Source organism: Aeromonas sp. FDAARGOS 1410 (assembly GCF_019048745.1).
In the GTDB taxonomy this organism is placed as follows: domain Bacteria; phylum Pseudomonadota; class Gammaproteobacteria; order Enterobacterales; family Aeromonadaceae; genus Aeromonas; species Aeromonas jandaei.
The window spans coordinates 128,183-146,496 of the sequence record NZ_CP077401.1 but is presented as its reverse complement, the minus strand read 5'-3'; the positions used below and the strand labels follow the sequence as shown (position 1 = coordinate 146,496).

The window sequence follows — 18,314 nt, the reverse complement described above, 5'->3', positions numbered from 1 at the left end:
CATTATTGAGGTGCAAGATGTCGCAATCGGTACATGGTCACGAAGTGATGGAGATGATGCTGGAACAGGATGGTCAATTTACCCGTGCCAGCCTCAAGCAGGCGATGGCGCAGCGGTTCGGTGCCGATGCCCGTTTTCATACCTGCAGCGCCAGCGAGATGGATGCCGAAGCGCTGATCGACTTCCTGGCCGCTCGCGGCAAGTTCATCGAAGCGGGCGAGGGTTTTCAGACCCGTGCCGACAAGATCTGCAATCACGGATAACCCCCTTGGCGAGCGTGTGATGGCGCTCGCTCAACTTCTCGCCCTTTGCTATATTTCGCCCCCTCCCATTTCCCAATTCAAGGCGTAGCCCGGGCGTTGTATGGATACTTTTTCTGCCGCAGTCATGCTGTTTCTGATCATGGACCCGCTGGGCAACCTGCCGGTCTTCCTCTCCATCCTGCGCCATATCGATCCCAAGCGGCGGCGCAAGGTGATGGTCCGCGAGCTGCTCTTCTCGCTGGCCATCATGATGCTCTTCCTCTTTGTCGGTCAGCAGATCCTCGGCTTCCTCAACCTGCGGCAGGAAGCAGTCAGCATTGCCGGCGGTATCATCCTGTTCCTGATCGCCATCAAGATGATCTTCCCGAGTGAAGGGGGGGTGACCGGACTGGCGGCGGGCGAAGAGCCTTTCCTGGTGCCGATGGCGATCCCGATGATCGCCGGCCCCTCGATCCTCGCCTCTTTGATGCTGCTGGCCAATCAGGAGCCCACCCGGATGGTGGACTGGTCGCTGGCACTCTTCATGGCATGGGCCGCCAGCGCGGTGATCCTGATGTTCTACGAGGTATTCAACAAGCTGCTGGGTGAGCGTGGACTCACTGCGGTAGAACGGCTGATGGGGATGCTGCTGGTGATGATCTCGGTGCAGATGCTGCTGGACGGGGTTCACCACTACTTGCAGGTAACGGGCACCCCTTGATCGGCGCGTGACTCCAGCTGACTCAGGATCAGGGTCAGCAGGGTCTCCCGCAGCCAGCGATGGCCGGGATCTTCCTCATGACGCTGATGCCAGATGAGCAGGTGCGAGATGCTGTCCAGCTCGATGGGCAGCGGCAGTTGCAACAGTGGGTAGACCTGGGTCGCGTGACGTGCATAGAGCTTGGAGAGGGTAACGATCATATCTGAGTGCATGCCCATCCGCAGCGCCGCCTCGAATGAGGGAACACTCGCCTCGATACGCCGGTAGAGATCGTGCTCCGCCAGCTTGTGATCCAGCATCCAGCGATCCCGCCCTTCGCAGTAGGTCTGGACATGGGGATAGCTGAGGTAGTGGTCGAGATCCCAGCGTGGCTCCTGCAGAGCGGGGTGGTGCTGTTGCACCAGACAGGTGAGGCCATCGATGGCGAGCAGTCGCTGGCAGATGCTGCCGGGCAGGGTATCGAGACGGTAGTCTGAGTCGATGCAGTTCTCCCGCACCGTGAAGGCGATATCCACCTGCCCCTGGCTCATCTCGGTCAGGCTGTTCTCGGTCCACTCCTCATAGCGCAGCCGTAATCTGGGGGCCTGTCGCTTCAGTTCGCTCAGGTAGAGCGGGGCAAACAGGGTGAAGGCGCTGTCCATGCTGGCGATGACAAACTCCCGATCCGAGTTGGCCGGGTCGAACTCCGGCGGCTGGATCAGGTTGTCCAGCGACAGCAGGATGGGTTGCAGCTGCTGTTGCAGCACCAGTGCGCGGGGGGTCGGTTCCAGCCCGTAAGCGGAGCGGATAAAGAGCGGATCGTCGAAGGTTTCCCGCAGTCGGCCGAGCGCCTTGCTGACGGCGGACTGACTCAAATGCAGTCGTCTGGCTGCCTTGCTGCCGTTGCGCTCCTCCAGCAGAACCTGCAGGATAATCAGCAAATTGAGGTCGATGCGACCCAGTTGTTCCAGCAGCATGATATGAATCCTCTTCAATTCTAAGATGAATTTATACCATTTGTTTTCATATCTTGGCGATCTTATCCTCAAATTGTCTCTGGCTCGGATGAGCCACTGGTACAGGATGTAGCTGTTGAGGGGACACGTAGCACAATCAATATGGCGACCTTCGGGTCGCCCTATTTTTTGTAGTGATTTATTTGCTCACTTGCACCCGCCTTGATTTTGCCCAACAATTCTTGCGCTCTGTTTTGATACAACTGATAGATATCTCTCTTTGAGGAGCATCCCTATGGGACTCGGTGGAATTCATATCTGGCACATGTTGATCCTCTTGCTGGTGGTTGTGCTGGTGTTTGGCAGTAAGCGTCTGGCCAGTGCGGGTGAGGATCTGGGAACCGCCATCAGGGATTTTCGTAAAGCCATGCGTGACGATGAAAATCATCCGAAATAAGCAGTAGGAGTAAAAGTATGTCTGTTGACGAGAAAGTTGAACTGAACGAAACCTGCGACAGCTGTGGTTGTTTTGCCGAGATCGGCACCATCATCGGTGAAGGCGATGATGTGATGGAGCTGGTGATCGAAGCCGCTGCCGAGGCTGATGCCCGTGCCAAGCTGGCTGCCTATGAAGCTCTGGCCAAGCAGGTGACTGCCGAAGCCAAGAGCAGCAGTGAACTGACCCAGGGCGCCAACGGCGTGATCCTGAAAGCCCGCCTGCAATTTACCTGCACCGCTGAAAAACTGATCTTCGAAATGCGGGCCCGCTCTATCTGAGCCCTCTGATGACGCGGCAGGCTGGTCCTGCCGTGTTGACCCTTCTGCTGTGGGTCTGCGTTCTATAGTTACTCTATCCCACAGACGGTTTTGCCCGGCGCGAGTCGGCCAACAGAAGGCGACAACATCATGATGCGGCACTGGATCTGGGGCCTGCTGGCTCTCTGGTCTCTCCCCCTGCTGGCGGCCGATCTCAAGCCTCAGCGTCTTCCCCAACCCGGGGATCTCGAATCCATTTTGCAAAAGCGCGAACTCAGGGCTCTGGTGGTCTATGAGCGCGGTTTCTATTTCCTCGACAAGGGTGCCCAGTACGGCATTTTGGTCAATCAGCTGCAAGGGTTCGAGCGCTGGTTGAACAAGACCTATCTTGCCAGGGAGAAGGTGCCGCTCAAGGTGGTCTATATCCCGGTTCGGCAGGACAAGCTGCTCGATTATCTGGCGGAGGGGCGTGGCGATCTGGTGGCGGCCAATATGACGGTAACTCCCACCCGGCGCGAACAGGTGACCTTCTCCCGGCCGCTGATCTCCTCCATCGAGGAGTGGGTGGTCAGCCAGAACACGCTGCCCGCCTTCAACCGCATTACCCAGCTCTCCGGCCGGCGGGTTTGGGTGCGCGCCAGCTCAAGCTATTGCGAGAGTCTGCGCCAGCTCAACTGGTTGTTTCGCGAGTTGGGGCTGCCTCCTGTCTATATCGAGACGGTGCCCGAGTATCTGCAAGATGGCGATCTGCTGGAGATGGTGGCGGCCGGCATCATTCCGCTGACGGTGACCGACAGCTACAAGGGGCGGATCTGGCTGGGGGGGATGATCTCCGGCCTCAAGGCGCACAAGCTGATCCCCCTGCGCAGCAAGGGCACCAGTGCCTGGGCGCTGCGCAAGAACAGCCCCGACCTCCTTAAAGCGGTCAACCGCTATCTGGCGGGGGCCAGTCGCAACAGTCTCTATAGCGACATGACCCTGCGCCGCCTGCTGGCGCGCAGCGACCAGATGAGCAACATACTGGCACCTGACCCCATGGGGCGGCTGGCAACCATTCGCAAGGTGCTGGAGAAGTATGCCAAGCAGTACGAGCTGGACTGGCTGATGCTGGCGGCGCTGGCATACAAGGAGTCCGGCCTCAACCCCGCTATCCGCTCCGAGAAGGGGGCTGTCGGCATCATGCAGCTGCTGCCCAGCACCGGTCGCGAGGTCAATATCACGGGGGCCAGACTGACGACGCTGGATGGCAACGTCGAGGCGGCCTGCCGTTATCTGCGCCTGATCCTCGATACCTACTTCAACGATCCCAATCTGGATCTGCTCAACCGCCACCTCTTTGCGCTCGCGGCCTACAATGCCGGGCCGAACCGGGTTCAGGCCCTGCGGGACAAGGCGGGCAAGCTGGGGCTGGATCCCAATGTCTGGTTCGGCAACGTGGATCAGCTGGTGGCCAACGAGGTGGGGCAGGGGCCGATCAACTATGTCGGCACCATCTACAAGTACTATGTTGGCTATCGCTTCAGCCTGCCCCAGATCGAGGGCAAGGCTGCGGCTATCGAAGCGGCTCAGCCATAAGCCGATTGACCGGCTGAGCCTCCGGCGTGGTCGGTAGCGGCCAGCCACCATCCCTGTGCAGCAAGAACCAGTGGGCCGACTCGGTGCCGGGTGCTTGATCTGGCTGGTGGAGCTGGCCCAGATAGCGCAGCATAGGGGTATCGTGCAGTTCCATAGCAACTCCCTGTTTCGAGATACGAAAAGTGTCGATATACGAAGAGGCTTGCTGCGTTATGACACCTGGCCATGACAGCAGGATGACAAGATGATCCCCGGATCCTTTGCCCTGATCGACAACCCGGCCCTGGCGCTCAAGGTGCGCTGCCACTGGATCCGCTCCGCCCGCGAGCAGATCCAGGCGCAGTATTACAGCTGGGAGGAGGATAGCAGCGGCAAGCTGCTGTTGGGCGAGCTGCTCCATGCCGCCCGGCGCGGGGTCAGGGTACAGCTGCTGGTAGATGACCTCTATGCCGGAGACAACCGCTTTCTGGAGATGGTGGCTCACTGTCCCGGTATCGAGGTGCGGCTGTTCAACCCCTTCTGGTTAAGGGGTTGGCGGCCGCTGGCCCTGCTGCTGGAGGGGCTCTTCACCTTTCGCCGCATCAATCACCGGATGCACAACAAGCTGCTGCTGGTGGATGGCAAGCTGGCGCTTATCGGTGGCCGAAATATTGGTGATCGATATTTCGGGCTGGATCCGGATGCTCCTTTCGTGGATCTCGATCTTGCCTGTCAGGGAGCCATTTGCGAGCAGATGGCGGCGGGGTTTACCCAATTCTGGCAGAGCCGCTGGAGCCACCCGATCCGTCATCTGCTGCGCCGAAGATTGCAGCCCGCCGAAATTCGTGTGGTCAACGATTTCCTCCTCACCATGGCGGATCCCGCGGTCGCTGCTGCTTATGATCTGCCTGCCTCGCTGTTTGACGGCAACGAGCCTGCACTTGCATGGCATACTGGTCGGGCCGAGGTCTGGTTTGACCGGCCCGGCAAAGGGCTGGTTTCCCGCCCGGTGACCGCTCGCCAGCTCTGGCGACAGTTGGCTGAGGCTCCCTCCACGCTCCGCATGGTGACTCCCTATCTGATCCTCACGGGCGGTTTTCGGCGCCGTTTGCAGCGGTTGCGTCGGCAGGGAGTGGTGATCGAGATCCTCACCAACTCGCTGGCCAGTACGGATGTACCGCTGGTGCATGGGGCTTACCAGCGTCACAGGGGCTGGTTGCTGCGTCAGGGGATCCGGTTGTGCGAGTTTGATGAAGGGCATAGCAGCCTGCACGCCAAGCTGATCCTGCTGGGAGAGGATCGCGCTCTGTTTGGCAGCCTCAACCTCGATCCCCGCTCGCTCTTTCTCAATACCGAACTGATGTTGCAGCTGGAGTGTGCGCCCATCTGCCAGCAGTTGCAGGCGTGGTTGTTGCAGTGGCAAGGGCAGGGTGAACCACGCAAAGCGGAAGGGTGGTCACGGCGTCTGGTTGCCAGGCTCAGCAACTGGTTGCCACTGCATCGCTGGTTGTGAGCTGGCCATTTTTTGTGCGAGATCTCGCAAAGGCGTGTAGGTCTTTGCCGATGCACATCGCGGGTGAATAGCCATAAGAGAGTCTATCTAACTGTTTTATAACCAGTTCATGGTGGTGATAAGGCTGTTTTTTGTACCGATATGTGAATGGATTGGGCATAAAATCGTTTTTTATTTTGTTTTTCTGCGTAATATTTCAGTTGCAAGGACAAACACGGTGGCTTGCTGCCGTGTGGAAGAGGGTTGTAACGGGTTGCTGGCCACTTGTATCGCTGCAACTGGCGCTGACTTCTGATGGGTAGCGAACTTTCGGGAGGTTCGGAGAGGCGCCCGCGACGACCGGATTCCAATATGGAACATGCTTATTTGCGAGGGGGTGACATGGATATGTCACCCCACTTTTTTTCTGGCTGAAGGCGGGGGTTATCCCCTGGTATCAGCGCTTCAAAAAAGAGGGCCGCTGTCGCGGCCCTCTCTCATTTCTCATGCAGATGCGGGAATCCATCAGCTTGCGCTGACCGCCACGCGGCGACGCTGCAACCAGATGATGGCACCAAACAGCAGGAAGCCCGGGATCCACATCAGCTCTTTGCGCCAGCGGTCGGTCGGTGCCTTGACGGCAAGGATCTCCTGATCGAACTCCAACCCCATGGCGGCGGCCGGGCTGCCGAAGGCGACGCTGTCGATCAGCGTCTTGCCATCCTGCTCATAGAGGGTGAGCCCCAGATTGGCCAGCCGCTCTTCACCCGTGGCCCCTTCCGGTACGGGCACCAGCAGGGTGAACTGACGCGGCTTGCCGACCGCATCCTCTCCCATGACCCGGACGCGCAGGGGACTCTCCGCCTCCACCTCACCCATGGTCTGGGCCAGCTGGGCAGGCGGTGTCTGGCGATAGGGATCGTGGGCCAGATCCATCCAGAAGCCGGGGCGGAACAGGGTAAAGGCGACCAGCAGCAGCAGGATGCTCTCGTACCAGCGGCTCTTCACCAGAAAGTAGCCCTGAGTCGCCGCGGCGAAGATCAGCATGGCAATGGTGGCCACGATGAAGATCAGCACGCCGTGGGCGAAGTCCACGTTGATGAGCAGCAGGTCGGTATTGAAGATGAAGAGGAACGGCAGCGCAGCGGTGCGCAGGCTGTAGTAGAAGGCGGTGAGACCGGTACGGATGGGGTCCCCTTTGGAGACGGCCGCTGCCGCAAAAGAGGCGAGCCCCACCGGCGGCGTCACATCGGCCATGATGCCGAAGTAGAAGACGAACAGGTGCACCGCGATCAGCGGCACGATCAGCCCGTTCTGCTGCCCGAGCGTCACCACCACTGGCGCCAGCAGGCTGGAGACCACTATGTAGTTGGCGGTGGTCGGCAGCCCCATACCGAGGATCAGGCTGAGCAGGGCGGTCAGCAGCAGCATCAGCAGCAGATTGCCCATGGAGAGCATCTCCACCAGATCCGCCAGTACCAGCCCGACGCCGGTCTGGGAGACGGCACCGACGATGATCCCCGCCGTAGCGGTCGCAATACCGATGCCGATCATGTTGCGGGCACCGGCAACCAGTCCCTCGCGCAGATCGACCATGCCGTCGTTGAAGGTGCCGTAGTCGTGCTTGCCGTCGCGGCGCAGCCAGTTGAGCAGCGGTCGCTGGGTCAGCAGGATAATCACCAGCATCACGGTACCCCAGAAGGCGGAGAGGCCGGGCGAGAGGCGTTCCACCATCAGGCACCACACCAGCACCACCACCGGCAGCAGGAAGTGAAGGCCGGAGAGCAGCACGGTACGGGTGTTGGGCAACTCTTCAAGGGGCTTGTCCGGATCTTCCGCCGGCAGGGGATCATTGCTGGCGGCGATCTTCAGCAGACCCAGATAGGCGATGGCCAGCAGCAGGCCGATACCGGGCAGGGCATAGTCGCCCAGCGCCGGTTTGAGCCAGCCCAAGCCATAGTAGACCGCCATCGACAGTCCGCTGATGAGGGCCGCGCCAAAGGCAAAACCGGTCAGACGGTGCAGCCAGGGTTTCGGCTGATGGTTGCCGATGGGCTGCATGCCGAGCTTGAGCGCCTCCAGATGGACGATGTAGAGCAGCGCTATGTAGGAGATGGCCGCAGGCAGAAAGGCGTGCTTGATGATCTCCACATAGGGGATGCCCACGTATTCCACCATCAGGAAAGCCGCAGCCCCCATCACTGGCGGCATGATCTGGCCGTTGACCGAAGAGGCCACTTCAACTGCGCCCGCCTTCTCTTTCGAGAACCCCACCCGCTTCATCATGGGAATGGTGAAGGTGCCGGTGGTGACCACGTTGGCGATGGAGGAGCCGGAGATGAGGCCGGTGAGGCCGGAGGCAACTACCGCCGCCTTGGCCGGGCCGCCGCGCAGGTGACCAAGCAGGCTGAAGGCGAGCTGGATGAAGTAGTGGCCGGCACCGGCCCGCTCCAGCAAGGCGCCGAACAGCACGAACAGGAAGACGAAGCTGGTGGAGACGCCGAGGGCGATGCCAAAAACCCCCTCGGTGGTGATCCACTGGTGGTTGGCCAGCGCAGTGAAGCTCACTCCGCGGTGGGCCAGCAGCCCCGGCATCCAGGGGCCCGCCAGACTGTATGTGAGAAAGACGATGGCGATGACCGCCAGCGCCGGCCCCAGCGCACGACGCGCCGCTTCGAGCAGCAAAGGTATGCCGATACAAGCTGTCACCAGATCTGCCGTGGTGAGGTTGCCCGGTCGCTGGGCCAGTGCCTGATACATCACGAAGAGGTAGGAGGCCGCGCCAGCCGCGATCAGGGCGAGAGCGATATCGCTAAAGGGCACCCGATCTCGCGGTGAGGTGCGAAACGCCGGAAACACCAGAAATGCCAGCAGCAGGGCAAAGGTGAGGTGAATGGAGCGGGTTTCGGTGTCATTGAGCACGCCAAAGCCGAGCATGAAGGGGAGCGGCGAGGCGATCCAGAGCTGGAACAGTGACCAGGCCAGCGCCAGCAGGGTGATGATACCACCCATGGCACCAGCAGGGAGTCGTGCGCCCACATCCTGGGCGATCAGCTCCTCGGTAGAGAGTTGTTTGTCTTGCATAGGGTTAATTTGTGCCCACCAGTACAACAAGAGCGACACCCGCCCCCGCAATCAGGGGCGCGGCAGACGGGTGTCGGTGAGAGTGACAGCGGCCCGGGGGCCCGCGCTTAGATCCAGCCGCGCTCTTTGTAGTAGCGGGCGGCCCCTTCATGCAGCGGAGCGGAGAGCCCCACCTTGATCATGTCGGCCTCTTTGAGGTCGGCGAAGGCCGGGTGCAGGCGCTTGAAGCGATCCAGATTGTCGAACACCGACTTCACCAGCTGATAAACCACTTCTGGGTCGGTCTTGGCGCTGGTGGAGAGCACTGCCTTGCCACCGATGGAGGGGGTCGGCTGGTCACTGCCCTTGTAGATGCCGCCTGGAATTTCAGCCTTGGTGTAGTAGCTCTTCTCGGCCAGCAGCTTGTCGATCTCGGCGCCTGTCACCGGCACCAGCACGGCGTCAGTGGTGGTGGAAGCTTCCTGAATGGCACCATTGGGGTGGCCGACGAAGTAGCTCATGGCGTCGATGTTGTTGTCACCGAGGGCGGAGGCCTGTTCGGCCGGTTTCAGCTCGGAAACCAGACCGAAGTCGCCCTTCTTCCAGCCCTTGACCGCCATGATCTCTTCCATGGTGTCGCGCTGGCCTGAGCCCGGGTTACCGATGTTGACCCGCTTGCCCTTGAGATCATCGAAGCCGGCGACCTTGGCGTCCTTGCGGGCCAGGATGGTGAACACCTCGCTCTGCAGGGAGAAGACGGCGCGCATGTCATCCATGGCTCCTTCCGCCTGGAAGGGAGGCAGCCCTTTCATTGCCTTGAACTGGTGATCGGATTGCATGATGCCGAAGTTGAACTCGCCGCTGCGGATGCCGTTGACGTTGGCCACACCGCCGCCGCTGGCCGGGGCATTGCACTTGATCTGGTGATCGGACGCGCCGCGATTGAGGAAGCGGCAGATCGACTGGCCCGCCACGTAGTAGACGCCGGTCTGGCCGCCGGTGCCTATGGTCACGAAGCGCTCCTGCGCCTGTACCGGGCCACCAAACGACACGCCGACCAGAGCAGCCGACAGGGCGCATGCCAGGGATAATCCTTTCATGTTTTCCATCCTTTTCATTGAGTTATCTCACCCGTTCCACGAGTGAATTTATGGCGAGCCTGCGGCGGGAGCCGGGCTGGCCGATAGGGCCTCGTACGAGGAAAAGGTCGGGCTGTTACCCCCTCCCAAAAAAGCCACCATCATCCTGCGGTGAGATAACCGGCGTCCTGCCGGCAGAAGATAATTTGGCCCCTGAGGGGCCAAAGAAAAAGTTGTAACGGCTTCGATTAAGCACATCTCGCCAACAACAATCAAACAAAAGGGCAAAAAAGCAGCGTTTAATATCGAAAAGTTTGATGCCGATCATTAATTTGTTGATCGAGGATTAATTGTGCGGGAGTCGGGTGGGGAGTCGCGGCGGGTTTCTTTTGTAGCCCTTGCGTGGCAAGGGCTAGCGTCATATGAGATCAGTTTGCCGGGGCAGCCAGATCCAGGATAAAGGCGTACTCCAGCGCGATATCTTCGTAGGCTTTAAAGCGGCCCGACTTGCCACCGTGGCCGGCATCCATGTCGGTATTCAGTAACAACTTGTTATCATCCGTCTTCAGCTCGCGCAGCTTGGCGACCCACTTGGCGGGCTCCCAATATTGCACCTGGGAGTCGTGCAGTCCGGTGGTGACCAGCAGGTTGGGGTAGGCTTGCGCCTTGACCTGATCGTAGGGGCTGTAGCTCTTCATGTAGTCGTAGTAGCGCTTCTGGTTCGGGTTGCCCCACTCGTCATACTCCCCGGTGGTAAGGGGAATGGACTCGTCCAGCATGGTGGTGACCACATCGACGAAGGGCACCTGCGCCACCACGCCGCGATAGAGTTCGGGCGCCTGATTGATGACGGCGCCCATCAGCAGACCGCCGGCGCTGCCGCCCATGGCGTAGACCTGATCCCTGGCACCGTAGCCTTGCTCGACCAGCGCCTTGGTAACATCGATGAAGTCATTGAAGGTGTTCTGTTTTTTCAGCAGCTTGCCATCTTCGTACCAGGGGCGACCCAGCTCCTCGCCACCGCGGATATGGGCGATGGCGTAGACGAAGCCGCGATCCAGCAGGCTTAGGCGCGAACTGCTGAAGTCGGGATCCATGCTGGCGCCGTAGGAACCGTAGCCATAGACCAGCAGCGGATTCTTGGCCGAATCGGCGAGACCTTTCTTGAACTTGTCCTTGCGATAGACCAGCGAAACCGGCACCGATACGCCATCGCGGGCGGTGACCCAGAGCCGTTCGCTGGCATATTGATCAGCCTTGAAGCCCGCCACCGGCTGCTGTTTGAGCAGGGTGCGCTGGCCGGTTGCCATGTCCAGTTCATAGGTGGAGGAGGGAGTGGTCATGGAGGAGTAGCCATAACGCAGGGCGCTGGTATCCGGCTCCGGGTTGTAGGCAAGCCAGGTGACGTAGGCAGGGTCGTCGAAGGCGATCTCCTTCTGCTCACCGCTCTGCCAGTTGACTTGACGCAAGCGGGTCAGCCCCTTGCTGCGCTCCTCCAGCACCAGCCAATCCTTGAACAGGGCATAGCTCTCCAGCAGCACCTCGGGGCTCGGGGCAATCACCGGCTTCCAGCGATCGACCGGGCTCTCCTTGGTTTCGTAGAGGCCGAAGTTCTTGCCGTCCTTGTTGGAGCGGACATAGAAGCGGCCGCGATAGTGATCCAGGCTGTATTCGTGATCCACCTTGCGCGGCAGGAACAGGCGGGGCGAGTGCTCCGGCTGGTTGGCATCGATCAGCCGCGCTTCGCCGGTGGTAGTGCTGGAGAGGGCGATGACGATGAAATCTTCCGAGGTGGTGGCGTAGAGGCTGACGTAGAAGGAGTCATCCTTCTCCTCGTAAACCAGCTTGTCCGTGGCCGGATCCGTACCGAGCGTGTGGCGGTAGACCTGATAGGGGAGCAGGGTCTGCGGGTGCTTGCGCACATAGAAGACGGTCTTGTTGTCGTTGGCCCACACCAGATTACCTGAGGTGTTCTCCAGCGTGTCGGCGGCCCACTTGCCGCTCTCCAGATCGAGGAACTGGATCTTGTATTGGCGACGGGAGAGATAATCCTCCGCCACCGCCAGCCAGCGGTTGTTGCGGCTCACCTCAAGGGCGCCGAGGGCATAGAACTCGTGCTCCTCGGCCCGCAGGTTGCTGTCGAGCAGCAGGTTTGCCTGCTCCTCTCCCAGCCTGGTGCGGGAGTAGATGGCGTACTCCTTGCCCGGTTCATAGCGGGTCTGGTAGCGGTAGCCGTTCTTCACATAGGGAACCGACTCATCCTGCTGGGGGATGCGGGCCACCATCTCCTTGTAGAGTTGCTCGCGCAGCGGCTTGGTCGGCTTGAGCATGGCTTCGGTATAGGCGTTCTCGGCCTCGAGGTATTGCAGCACTTCAGGCGCCTGACGCTGGTCGTCACGCAGCCAGTAGTAGTTGTCGATCCGGGTGTCCCCGTGCTTTTTCAGCGTGCGGGGATGTTTGGCGGCCACGGGCGGCTGGATTGAGGTGTCAGGTGTCGTCATGGCAGGCTCTTCATTGGCATAAGTAGGGGGGAGAACTGTCAGAAAGGCTAGCAGCAGAACTCCTCGGGAAAAGGTAAACATGTCGCATCCTTGGCGCTGGAAAGGGTTGGCAGACCTGAGCATCGGCTCCATGAATTGGCGTTAAATCTGCCCCTTGTTGCCGATTGTTGCAAGCAATCCCTTGTTATTGAAGGAAAAGCAAACAAAAAAGGCCGCCATCTCGCGATAGCGGCCCCTTCTCTGGCCATGAGCGACAAGAGTCCGCTCAGGTGTGCCTCACATGATAGTGGTATGCCGGTTCATGGCCAGTTGTCGTCAGCCCGGGTAGCGCGACCAGCTGCTGGTCGTGCCCTCGTTGCTGATGCTCAATACCTCATAGGGCTGGCCGGGAATATCCATGCCCGGCGCACTCTGGGGCATGCCCGGAATGGTCAGGCCGCGGATGGCAGGTCGCTCCTTGAGGAGTTTCTTCACGTCGGCGGCCGGTACATGCCCCTCGATCACATAGCCATTTACGATGCCGGTATGGCAAGAGGCCTGTTCCGGCGCGATACCGTATTGCTGTTTCACTGCGCCGAGCTGCTCGGTCTCGATGACTTCCAGTTCGAAGCCATTCTGCTCCATGTGTTCGTTCCAGCTTTGGCAGCAGCCACAATATTTGGATTTGTAGACGGTCATCTTCTCGGCCGCGAGGGCTGAAAAGCTGACGGTACCGGCCAGCATGGCCAGTAACAGGGGTTTGTACATAACTCACCTCAGATGAAAGAAAAGATGCCCGATACGGGATGACTTTCAGGCCTGAGTGCGAGGGGGGCGTTCGAGCCGCTCCAGCGGCGCTTCCGGCATATAGAGAGAGGGGGAGGAGAAGTCGGGACTATCCGGTTCCAGCACCGCCACCATCAGGCTGTCACTGGCCAGCAGCGTCATCGAGAGCGCCGTGGTGAAGCTGCCGCAGGGCATCGCTTTTTCCAGCGAGCGTTCGCTCTGGCTGCAGTGGGTGGTTAGGGTACAGAGGTCGGTTGCGGCCCGGCTGCCAAACGACATCAACACCAGCACCAGACTCCACAGGGGGAGCCAGCGACGGGCGTGAGCGAGTTGGCGACGGGTGAGAACCATGGAGTGACTCGAAAATAACAAGGGGCACATGGTAACCCTGTGCCCCCGGGGAGGGTCAAGCCCTCCCCATAGTGCCCGTCAGCGCAGATTAAGGTTGCTGACGGGTGGCCGCCAGCACGATCTCGCGCACGCAGACGTTGGCCGGCTGGTTCCAGGCATAGAGCACCGCCTCGGCGATCACTTCCGGCGCGATGACGCCGCCCATCTGATCTTTCCAGTCGTGGTAACCGGCCTTGATGCTCTCGTCAGTGGTGTGGCTGAGCAGCTCGGTCTCGGCTGCGCCCGGAGCTATGGTCACCATCCGCACGCCGACATCGGCAACCTCTTCGCGGATGTTCTCGGTCAGGGCGTGGACGGCGAACTTGGTGGCGCAGTAGGCGGCATGGTTCGGGAAGGTCTTGCGACCGGCGATGGAGCTGATGTTGATGATGGTGCCGCTGCGGCGCTCCTTCATCCCGGCCAGTACCGCATGGACGCCGTTCAGCACCCCCATGACGTTGATGTTGAGCATCTGCTGCCACTCGGCCGGATCCTGCACGTCAGCCTGACCCAGCAGCATGACGCCGGCGTTGTTGACCATGCAGCCGACCGGGCCAAATTGGGCTTCCGCCTGCTGGACGGCGGCCTTCATGGCGGCGGTGTCGGTCACATCGACCCCGATGCAGAGGGTATTGGGCAGACCGAGTGCCTGCATCGGCTCGACCCGACGGGCCAGCAACAGCAGGGGATGGCCAGCGGCAGAGAAGGCGCGGGCGATGGCGGCACCGATCCCGGCAGAGGCACCGGTGATAACGACGAGAGCTTTGGACATGATTTTTTCCTTCAGATTCGATAGTCGGTTTGAGCCAACAAGCTGCTGGCCAGCGCGGAACAGGGTCACTATAGTCACTGCATCTATAAGTGATAAATATTGTTTTCCGCTGGTTATCATCTGAAAAAACTATGGTTGGGTTTATGCTGGATTTGCGACTGCTGCGTTTCTTCATCGCCATCTATGAAGAGAAGAACATCACGGCGGCGGCCGAACGCTGCCATGTCAGCCAGCCCTCTCTCTCGGCGGGGCTGCGCCAGTTGGAAGAGGCGCTCGGCGACAGCCTCTTCATCCGCGGCAAGAAGGGGGTGGAGGCGCGCGAACCTGCCCACTATCTCTATCCCCATGCGGTCAAGCTGGTGGAGGAGGCGCGCCGTCTGCCGGAGCTGTTTCGCCAGAAAGCGACGCGTGCGAGGCTCAATATCGCCATCATGCCCGACCTGAGCCGGCGTCGGGTGGCGGCGTTGCTGCAACGGGTACAGACGGTACTGCCCGAGCTGGATCTCACCCTCTCCGATTACGGCACGCCAGCCGACTGTCGGCTGACGCTGGACGCGCTGCGCCGGGAGGACGAGATCTTTCTGCCGCTCTGGGAAGAGGATTACGTGCTCTGCGTGCCGGTCGACCATCCTCTGGCCAGCCGCGAGAAAATTGAGCTGGCCGAGCTGCAACATTATGGTTTTATTGAGTGCCCGCCCTGCGAGGCCCATCAGCAGACCATAGGTCTGCTGGCCTGTGACCGGCTCACCCTCAATCTGGTGGCCAAGGCCGAGAGCAAGGGGTTGGTGATGGCGCTGGTGCTGGCCGGGGTCGGCATCAGCTTTCTGCCGGACGGGCTGGTGGAGGATGAGGCGGGGCTCTGTACCTTGCCGGTAAGCGGGCCGCGGATGTTTCGCCGGATCGGGCTTTGCTATCCCGCTCACCAGACCCTCAATCCGGCGCTGCGGGAGCTGATCCCCGAGTTGGCAGGCCACGGTGCTTCCTGATAAGGTCGCTTTCCTGTGCATCTTTACGATGCGTCTGTCACACCCCTTTTCTCTTTTATCGCGCCAGCTCTGGCGCTTGTTCGGGTGATGTTGTCATGAAACGCATTCTGGTTATTTTTTCCCATCCCGCCTTGCAGGGCTCGCGGGCCAATAAGCAGCTGTTGCAGGCGATTGAGGGATTGGAGGGGGTCACGGTTCACGATCTCTACCACCACTATCCCGACATGTTCATCGATGTTAAGCGGGAGCAAGCGCTGCTGTCGGAGCACGACATCATCGTCTTTCAGCACCCGTTTTACTGGTACTCCTGCCCGGCCATCATGAAGGAGTGGATGGATCTGGTGCTGGAGTATGGCTACGCATACGGCCCCGAAGCTCATGCCCTCAAGGGCAAGCAGTGGCTGAGCGCCATTACCACCGGCGGTGCGCCGGAGTCCTACTGTAGTGAGGGGTACAACAGCCGGCCGCTGCTCGATTTTCTGCTGCCCTTTCAGCAGGCGGCCAGATTGTGCGGCATGAACTGGTTGCCGCCCTTTGTGCTCCACTCGTTCCACAAGATCAAGGATCCCGCCGCCCTGCGCCGCTGCGGTCAGGATTATTGCCAGCTGCTGACGGCGTTGCGTGACGAGCAACTCACGCCGGAGCAGCTGGCCAGCCGCCCCTATCTGCGCGATCTGCTGGAGGTGCTCTGATGAAACACGGGCTGCATTTTGGCCGAGCTTATGAGCCGGATCAGACGTTGAAACGGAGGGCTGACTGATGGGCCACGGGATCCTGTTTGATGCCTTTATCTATCTCTCGGCGGCGGTTATCGCGGTGCCGCTGGCCAAGCGCTGGGGGCTCGGTTCGGTGCTCGGCTATCTGCTGGCGGGGATCATCATAGGCCCCTTCCTGTTGGGGTTGGTGGGGGAGCAGAAGGATGTGATGCACTTCGCCGAGTTTGGCGTGGTGCTGATGCTGTTTCTGGTCGGTCTTGAGTTGCGTCCGGCCCTCTTGTGGCAGCTGAAGGGGCCGATCCTCGGCACGGGCGGCCTGCAGGTGCTGCTTACCACGGCAGCTCTGACCGGCGTGGCGCACCTGATCGGTTTGCCGCTGCAACAGGGGTTGGCCATCGGCCTGATTCTGGCGCTCTCCTCCACCGCCATCGTGTTGCAGAGCCTGCAGGAGCGCAAGTTGATGCAGAGCGAGAGCGGTCGCTCCGCCTTTGCCGTGCTGCTGTTCCAGGACATTGCCGTCATTCCGATCCTGGCGATCCTGCCGCTGCTGGCCATGGCGCCGGTGAGCAACAATGGCAGCTCCGAGCTGGCGGGCTGGCAGCACGGCCTGCTGGTGGTGGCGGCTATCTCCGGCATCGTGCTGGGTGGCCACTATCTGATGCGGCCGGTGTTCCGGGCCATTGCCCAGTCCCACATGCGGGAGATCTTTGTCGCTGCCGCCCTGCTGCTGGTGATCGCCATCGCCGTGTTGATGGAGTCGGTCGGCCTCTCGCCCGCGCTCGGCTCTTTCCTCGCGGGCGTGGTATTGGCCGACAGCGAATACCGTCATGAGCTGGAGGCGGACATAGAGCCGTTCAAGGGGCTGCTGCTCGGCCTCTTCTTCATGTCGGTGGGGGCGGGCATCAACTTTGGCCTGTTTGCCGAACACCCTTTCCTCATCCCGACGCTGGTGGTGGGGCTGATGGTGCTCAAATGGCTGGTGTTGATGGCGCTTGGCTTCGTCTTGCGCATCTCGCCGAGCCAGCGCTGGACCTTCGGGCTGGCGCTCGCCCAGGGCGGTGAGTTTGCGTTCGTGCTCTTTTCGTTTGCCGCGCAAAACCGGGTGCTGCCCGGCGAGACCATCTCTCTGCTGACGCTGGTGGTTGCGCTATCCATGGCGCTGACCCCGCTGCTGCTGATCCTCAACGATCGGGTGATCCAACCCTGGTTCGATTACCGTAACCAGAGCGAGGTACCGCAGCATGAGCAACCCGAATTGGTGGAGCATCCGGTGATCATCGCGGGCTTCGGCCGTTTCGGTCAGATCGTGGGGCGTCTGCTGCACGGGCATGGCATCGGCACTACTATCCTCGAGCAGGACGCCAGCCAGATAGAGACGCTGCGCAAGTATGGCTATCAGGTCTTCTATGGCGATGCCAGTCGCCTTGATCTGCTGCATGCCGCAGGAGCGCACAAGGCCAAGTTGCTGGTGCTCTCCATCAACGACAGCGCCACTTCGCTGGCGGTGATCGAGATGGTGCAGAAGCACTTTCCCCATCTGAAGATCCTGGCGCGGGCGCAGGATCGTCCCCATGCCCACGAGATCCTGCGCCACGGTGTCGACAGCGTATATCGGGAGACGCTGGGCTCCGCCGTGGATCTGGGGGTGGAGGCCCTGACTCAACTCGGTTTTCGCGCCAATCAGGCCTGGCGGGCGGGCCAGACCTTCAAACAGCACGACAACTGGTTGCTGCGCGAGCAGGTCAACTATCTCGACGACGAACACACCTATATCAACAAGAGCCTGCAATACCGGGAGATCCTCTCCGATCTGCTGCAAGACGATGAGGAGGGGCAGGAGCGTATTCATGCCCACAACTGGAACAGCGGGCTACCCGACGACGACAAGGAAGCAAAATGATTGCCTATTATCCCATGCTCAAACACCTGCACATGACGCTGGCGCTTGTCAGCCTGCTGCTGTTTGCCTACCGCTGGAGTCTGGCACTGTCCGGCAGTGCGCGGTTGCAGCAGAAGTGGCTGAAGATCCTGCCCCATATCAACGACACCTTCCTGCTGCTGCTCGGTGTTCTGCTGGCAGTGGCCTTGCAGCTGAGCCCTGGTCAGCAACCCTGGCTGCTGGCCAAGCTGATTGCTCTGGTGCTCTATATCGGTCTGGGTGTCATGGCGCTCAAGCGTCCGGCCCGTGGCCAGAAGCTGGTGGCCGGCTTGGCTGCACTGGCAGTGTTTGGCTATATGGTTGGCGCCGCTGTCACCAAGTCGCCCTGGTCATGGCTGATGTAAATCCGGTGAGGAGGAGAGCTTTCTCCTCCTCTTTTTATACGATTGGCTGCTAATCATTG

The 18,314-nt window shown here is 60.5% G+C and carries 18 protein-coding genes; 10 read left to right on the top strand and 8 right to left on the bottom strand.

Annotation, left to right across the window (positions count from 1 at the left end; genetic code table 11):
- The first annotated feature begins 17 nt into the window (after nt 1–17).
- Complete coding sequence (locus tag I6L40_RS00660; RefSeq protein WP_033112600.1) at nt 18–263, top strand: YecH family metal-binding protein; 246 nt, start codon at nt 18–20, stop codon at nt 261–263.
- Nucleotides 264–363: 100 nt separating this feature from the next.
- Entirely contained in the window at nt 364–963 is a 600-nt protein-coding gene (locus tag I6L40_RS00655; RefSeq protein WP_216994860.1) for a YhgN family NAAT transporter, read from the top strand.
- On the opposite strand, the gene I6L40_RS00650 is transcribed toward I6L40_RS00655, so the two are convergent.
- Complete coding sequence (locus tag I6L40_RS00650) at nt 936–1,919, bottom strand: LysR substrate-binding domain-containing protein (protein ID WP_071914057.1); 984 nt, start codon at nt 1,917–1,919, stop codon at nt 936–938. The genes I6L40_RS00655 and I6L40_RS00650 overlap by 28 nt on opposite strands.
- A 274-nt stretch (nt 1,920–2,193) precedes the next feature.
- Between I6L40_RS00650 and tatA the strand changes: the two genes are divergently transcribed.
- From tatA to I6L40_RS00635, 3 genes are all read left to right on the top strand, one after another.
- Nucleotides 2,194–2,355 carry a twin-arginine translocase TatA/TatE family subunit gene (gene tatA, locus I6L40_RS00645; RefSeq protein ID WP_033112597.1) on the top strand — a complete coding sequence of 54 codons (162 nt, stop codon included), beginning with the start codon at nt 2,194–2,196 and terminating at the stop codon, nt 2,353–2,355.
- A 17-nt stretch (nt 2,356–2,372) separates the two neighbouring features.
- The gene (locus I6L40_RS00640; RefSeq protein ID WP_033112596.1) at nt 2,373–2,675 is read left to right on the top strand and encodes a YfcZ/YiiS family protein; all 303 of its coding nucleotides are present in this window, start codon (nt 2,373–2,375) and stop codon (nt 2,673–2,675) included.
- A gap of 129 nt (nt 2,676–2,804) precedes the next feature.
- Nucleotides 2,805–4,229 carry a lytic transglycosylase F gene (locus I6L40_RS00635; RefSeq protein ID WP_041209593.1) on the top strand — a complete coding sequence of 475 codons (1,425 nt, stop codon included), beginning with the start codon at nt 2,805–2,807 and terminating at the stop codon, nt 4,227–4,229.
- Here I6L40_RS00635 and I6L40_RS00630 read toward each other — a convergent pair.
- Nucleotides 4,207–4,383, bottom strand: a complete 177-nt coding sequence (locus I6L40_RS00630) for a hypothetical protein (protein ID WP_182927006.1) — start codon at nt 4,381–4,383, stop codon at nt 4,207–4,209. The two genes, I6L40_RS00635 and I6L40_RS00630, sit on opposite strands and share 23 nt — an antisense overlap.
- A gap of 90 nt (nt 4,384–4,473) precedes the next feature.
- Here I6L40_RS00630 and I6L40_RS00625 point away from each other — a divergent pair, with 90 nt between their 5' ends.
- Nucleotides 4,474–5,721 carry a phospholipase D family protein gene (locus tag I6L40_RS00625; protein ID WP_216994859.1) on the top strand — a complete coding sequence of 416 codons (1,248 nt, stop codon included), beginning with the start codon at nt 4,474–4,476 and terminating at the stop codon, nt 5,719–5,721.
- A 504-nt stretch (nt 5,722–6,225) separates the two neighbouring features.
- Here I6L40_RS00625 and I6L40_RS00620 read toward each other — a convergent pair.
- From I6L40_RS00620 to I6L40_RS00595, 6 genes are all read right to left on the bottom strand, one after another.
- Nucleotides 6,226–8,784: a TRAP transporter permease gene (locus tag I6L40_RS00620; RefSeq protein WP_216994858.1), complete on the bottom strand. Its 2,559-nt coding sequence runs from the start codon at nt 8,782–8,784 to the stop codon at nt 6,226–6,228.
- A gap of 107 nt (nt 8,785–8,891) precedes the next feature.
- Nucleotides 8,892–9,863, bottom strand: coding sequence for a TAXI family TRAP transporter solute-binding subunit (locus I6L40_RS00615; RefSeq protein ID WP_216994857.1), 972 nt, complete (start codon nt 9,861–9,863; stop codon nt 8,892–8,894).
- A 407-nt stretch (nt 9,864–10,270) separates the two neighbouring features.
- Nucleotides 10,271–12,424 (bottom strand): S9 family peptidase, encoded by a 2,154-nt coding sequence (locus I6L40_RS00610; RefSeq protein WP_216994856.1) that lies wholly within the window; start codon nt 12,422–12,424, stop codon nt 10,271–10,273.
- Nucleotides 12,425–12,658: 234 nt separating this feature from the next.
- Entirely contained in the window at nt 12,659–13,090 is a 432-nt protein-coding gene (locus I6L40_RS00605) for a DUF411 domain-containing protein (protein ID WP_216994855.1), read from the bottom strand.
- Between the two features lie 45 nt (nt 13,091–13,135).
- A complete protein-coding gene (locus I6L40_RS00600) occupies nt 13,136–13,459 on the bottom strand; it encodes a hypothetical protein (protein WP_201931019.1) in 324 nt (107 codons plus the stop codon).
- Between the two features lie 88 nt (nt 13,460–13,547).
- Nucleotides 13,548–14,270 carry an SDR family oxidoreductase gene (locus tag I6L40_RS00595; protein ID WP_216994854.1) on the bottom strand — a complete coding sequence of 241 codons (723 nt, stop codon included), beginning with the start codon at nt 14,268–14,270 and terminating at the stop codon, nt 13,548–13,550.
- A 143-nt stretch (nt 14,271–14,413) separates the two neighbouring features.
- On the opposite strand from I6L40_RS00595, the gene I6L40_RS00590 reads away from it, so the two are divergent.
- The 4 genes from I6L40_RS00590 to I6L40_RS00575 all read left to right on the top strand — a co-directional run bounded on the left by I6L40_RS00590 (nt 14,414) and on the right by I6L40_RS00575 (nt 18,255).
- Nucleotides 14,414–15,256 (top strand): LysR family transcriptional regulator, encoded by an 843-nt coding sequence (locus I6L40_RS00590; protein WP_216994853.1) that lies wholly within the window; start codon nt 14,414–14,416, stop codon nt 15,254–15,256.
- 95 nt (nt 15,257–15,351) lie between these two features.
- Nucleotides 15,352–15,948: an NAD(P)H-dependent oxidoreductase gene (locus I6L40_RS00585; protein WP_041209600.1), complete on the top strand. Its 597-nt coding sequence runs from the start codon at nt 15,352–15,354 to the stop codon at nt 15,946–15,948.
- 67 nt (nt 15,949–16,015) lie between these two features.
- On the top strand, nt 16,016–17,872 hold the full coding sequence (locus I6L40_RS00580; RefSeq protein WP_041209601.1) for a monovalent cation:proton antiporter-2 (CPA2) family protein: 1,857 nt from the start codon (nt 16,016–16,018) through the stop codon (nt 17,870–17,872).
- Nucleotides 17,869–18,255 (top strand): SirB2 family protein, encoded by a 387-nt coding sequence (locus tag I6L40_RS00575; RefSeq protein ID WP_033112584.1) that lies wholly within the window; start codon nt 17,869–17,871, stop codon nt 18,253–18,255. Before I6L40_RS00580 ends, I6L40_RS00575 begins: the two co-directional genes overlap by 4 nt.
- The last annotated feature ends 59 nt before the right edge of the window (nt 18,256–18,314 follow it).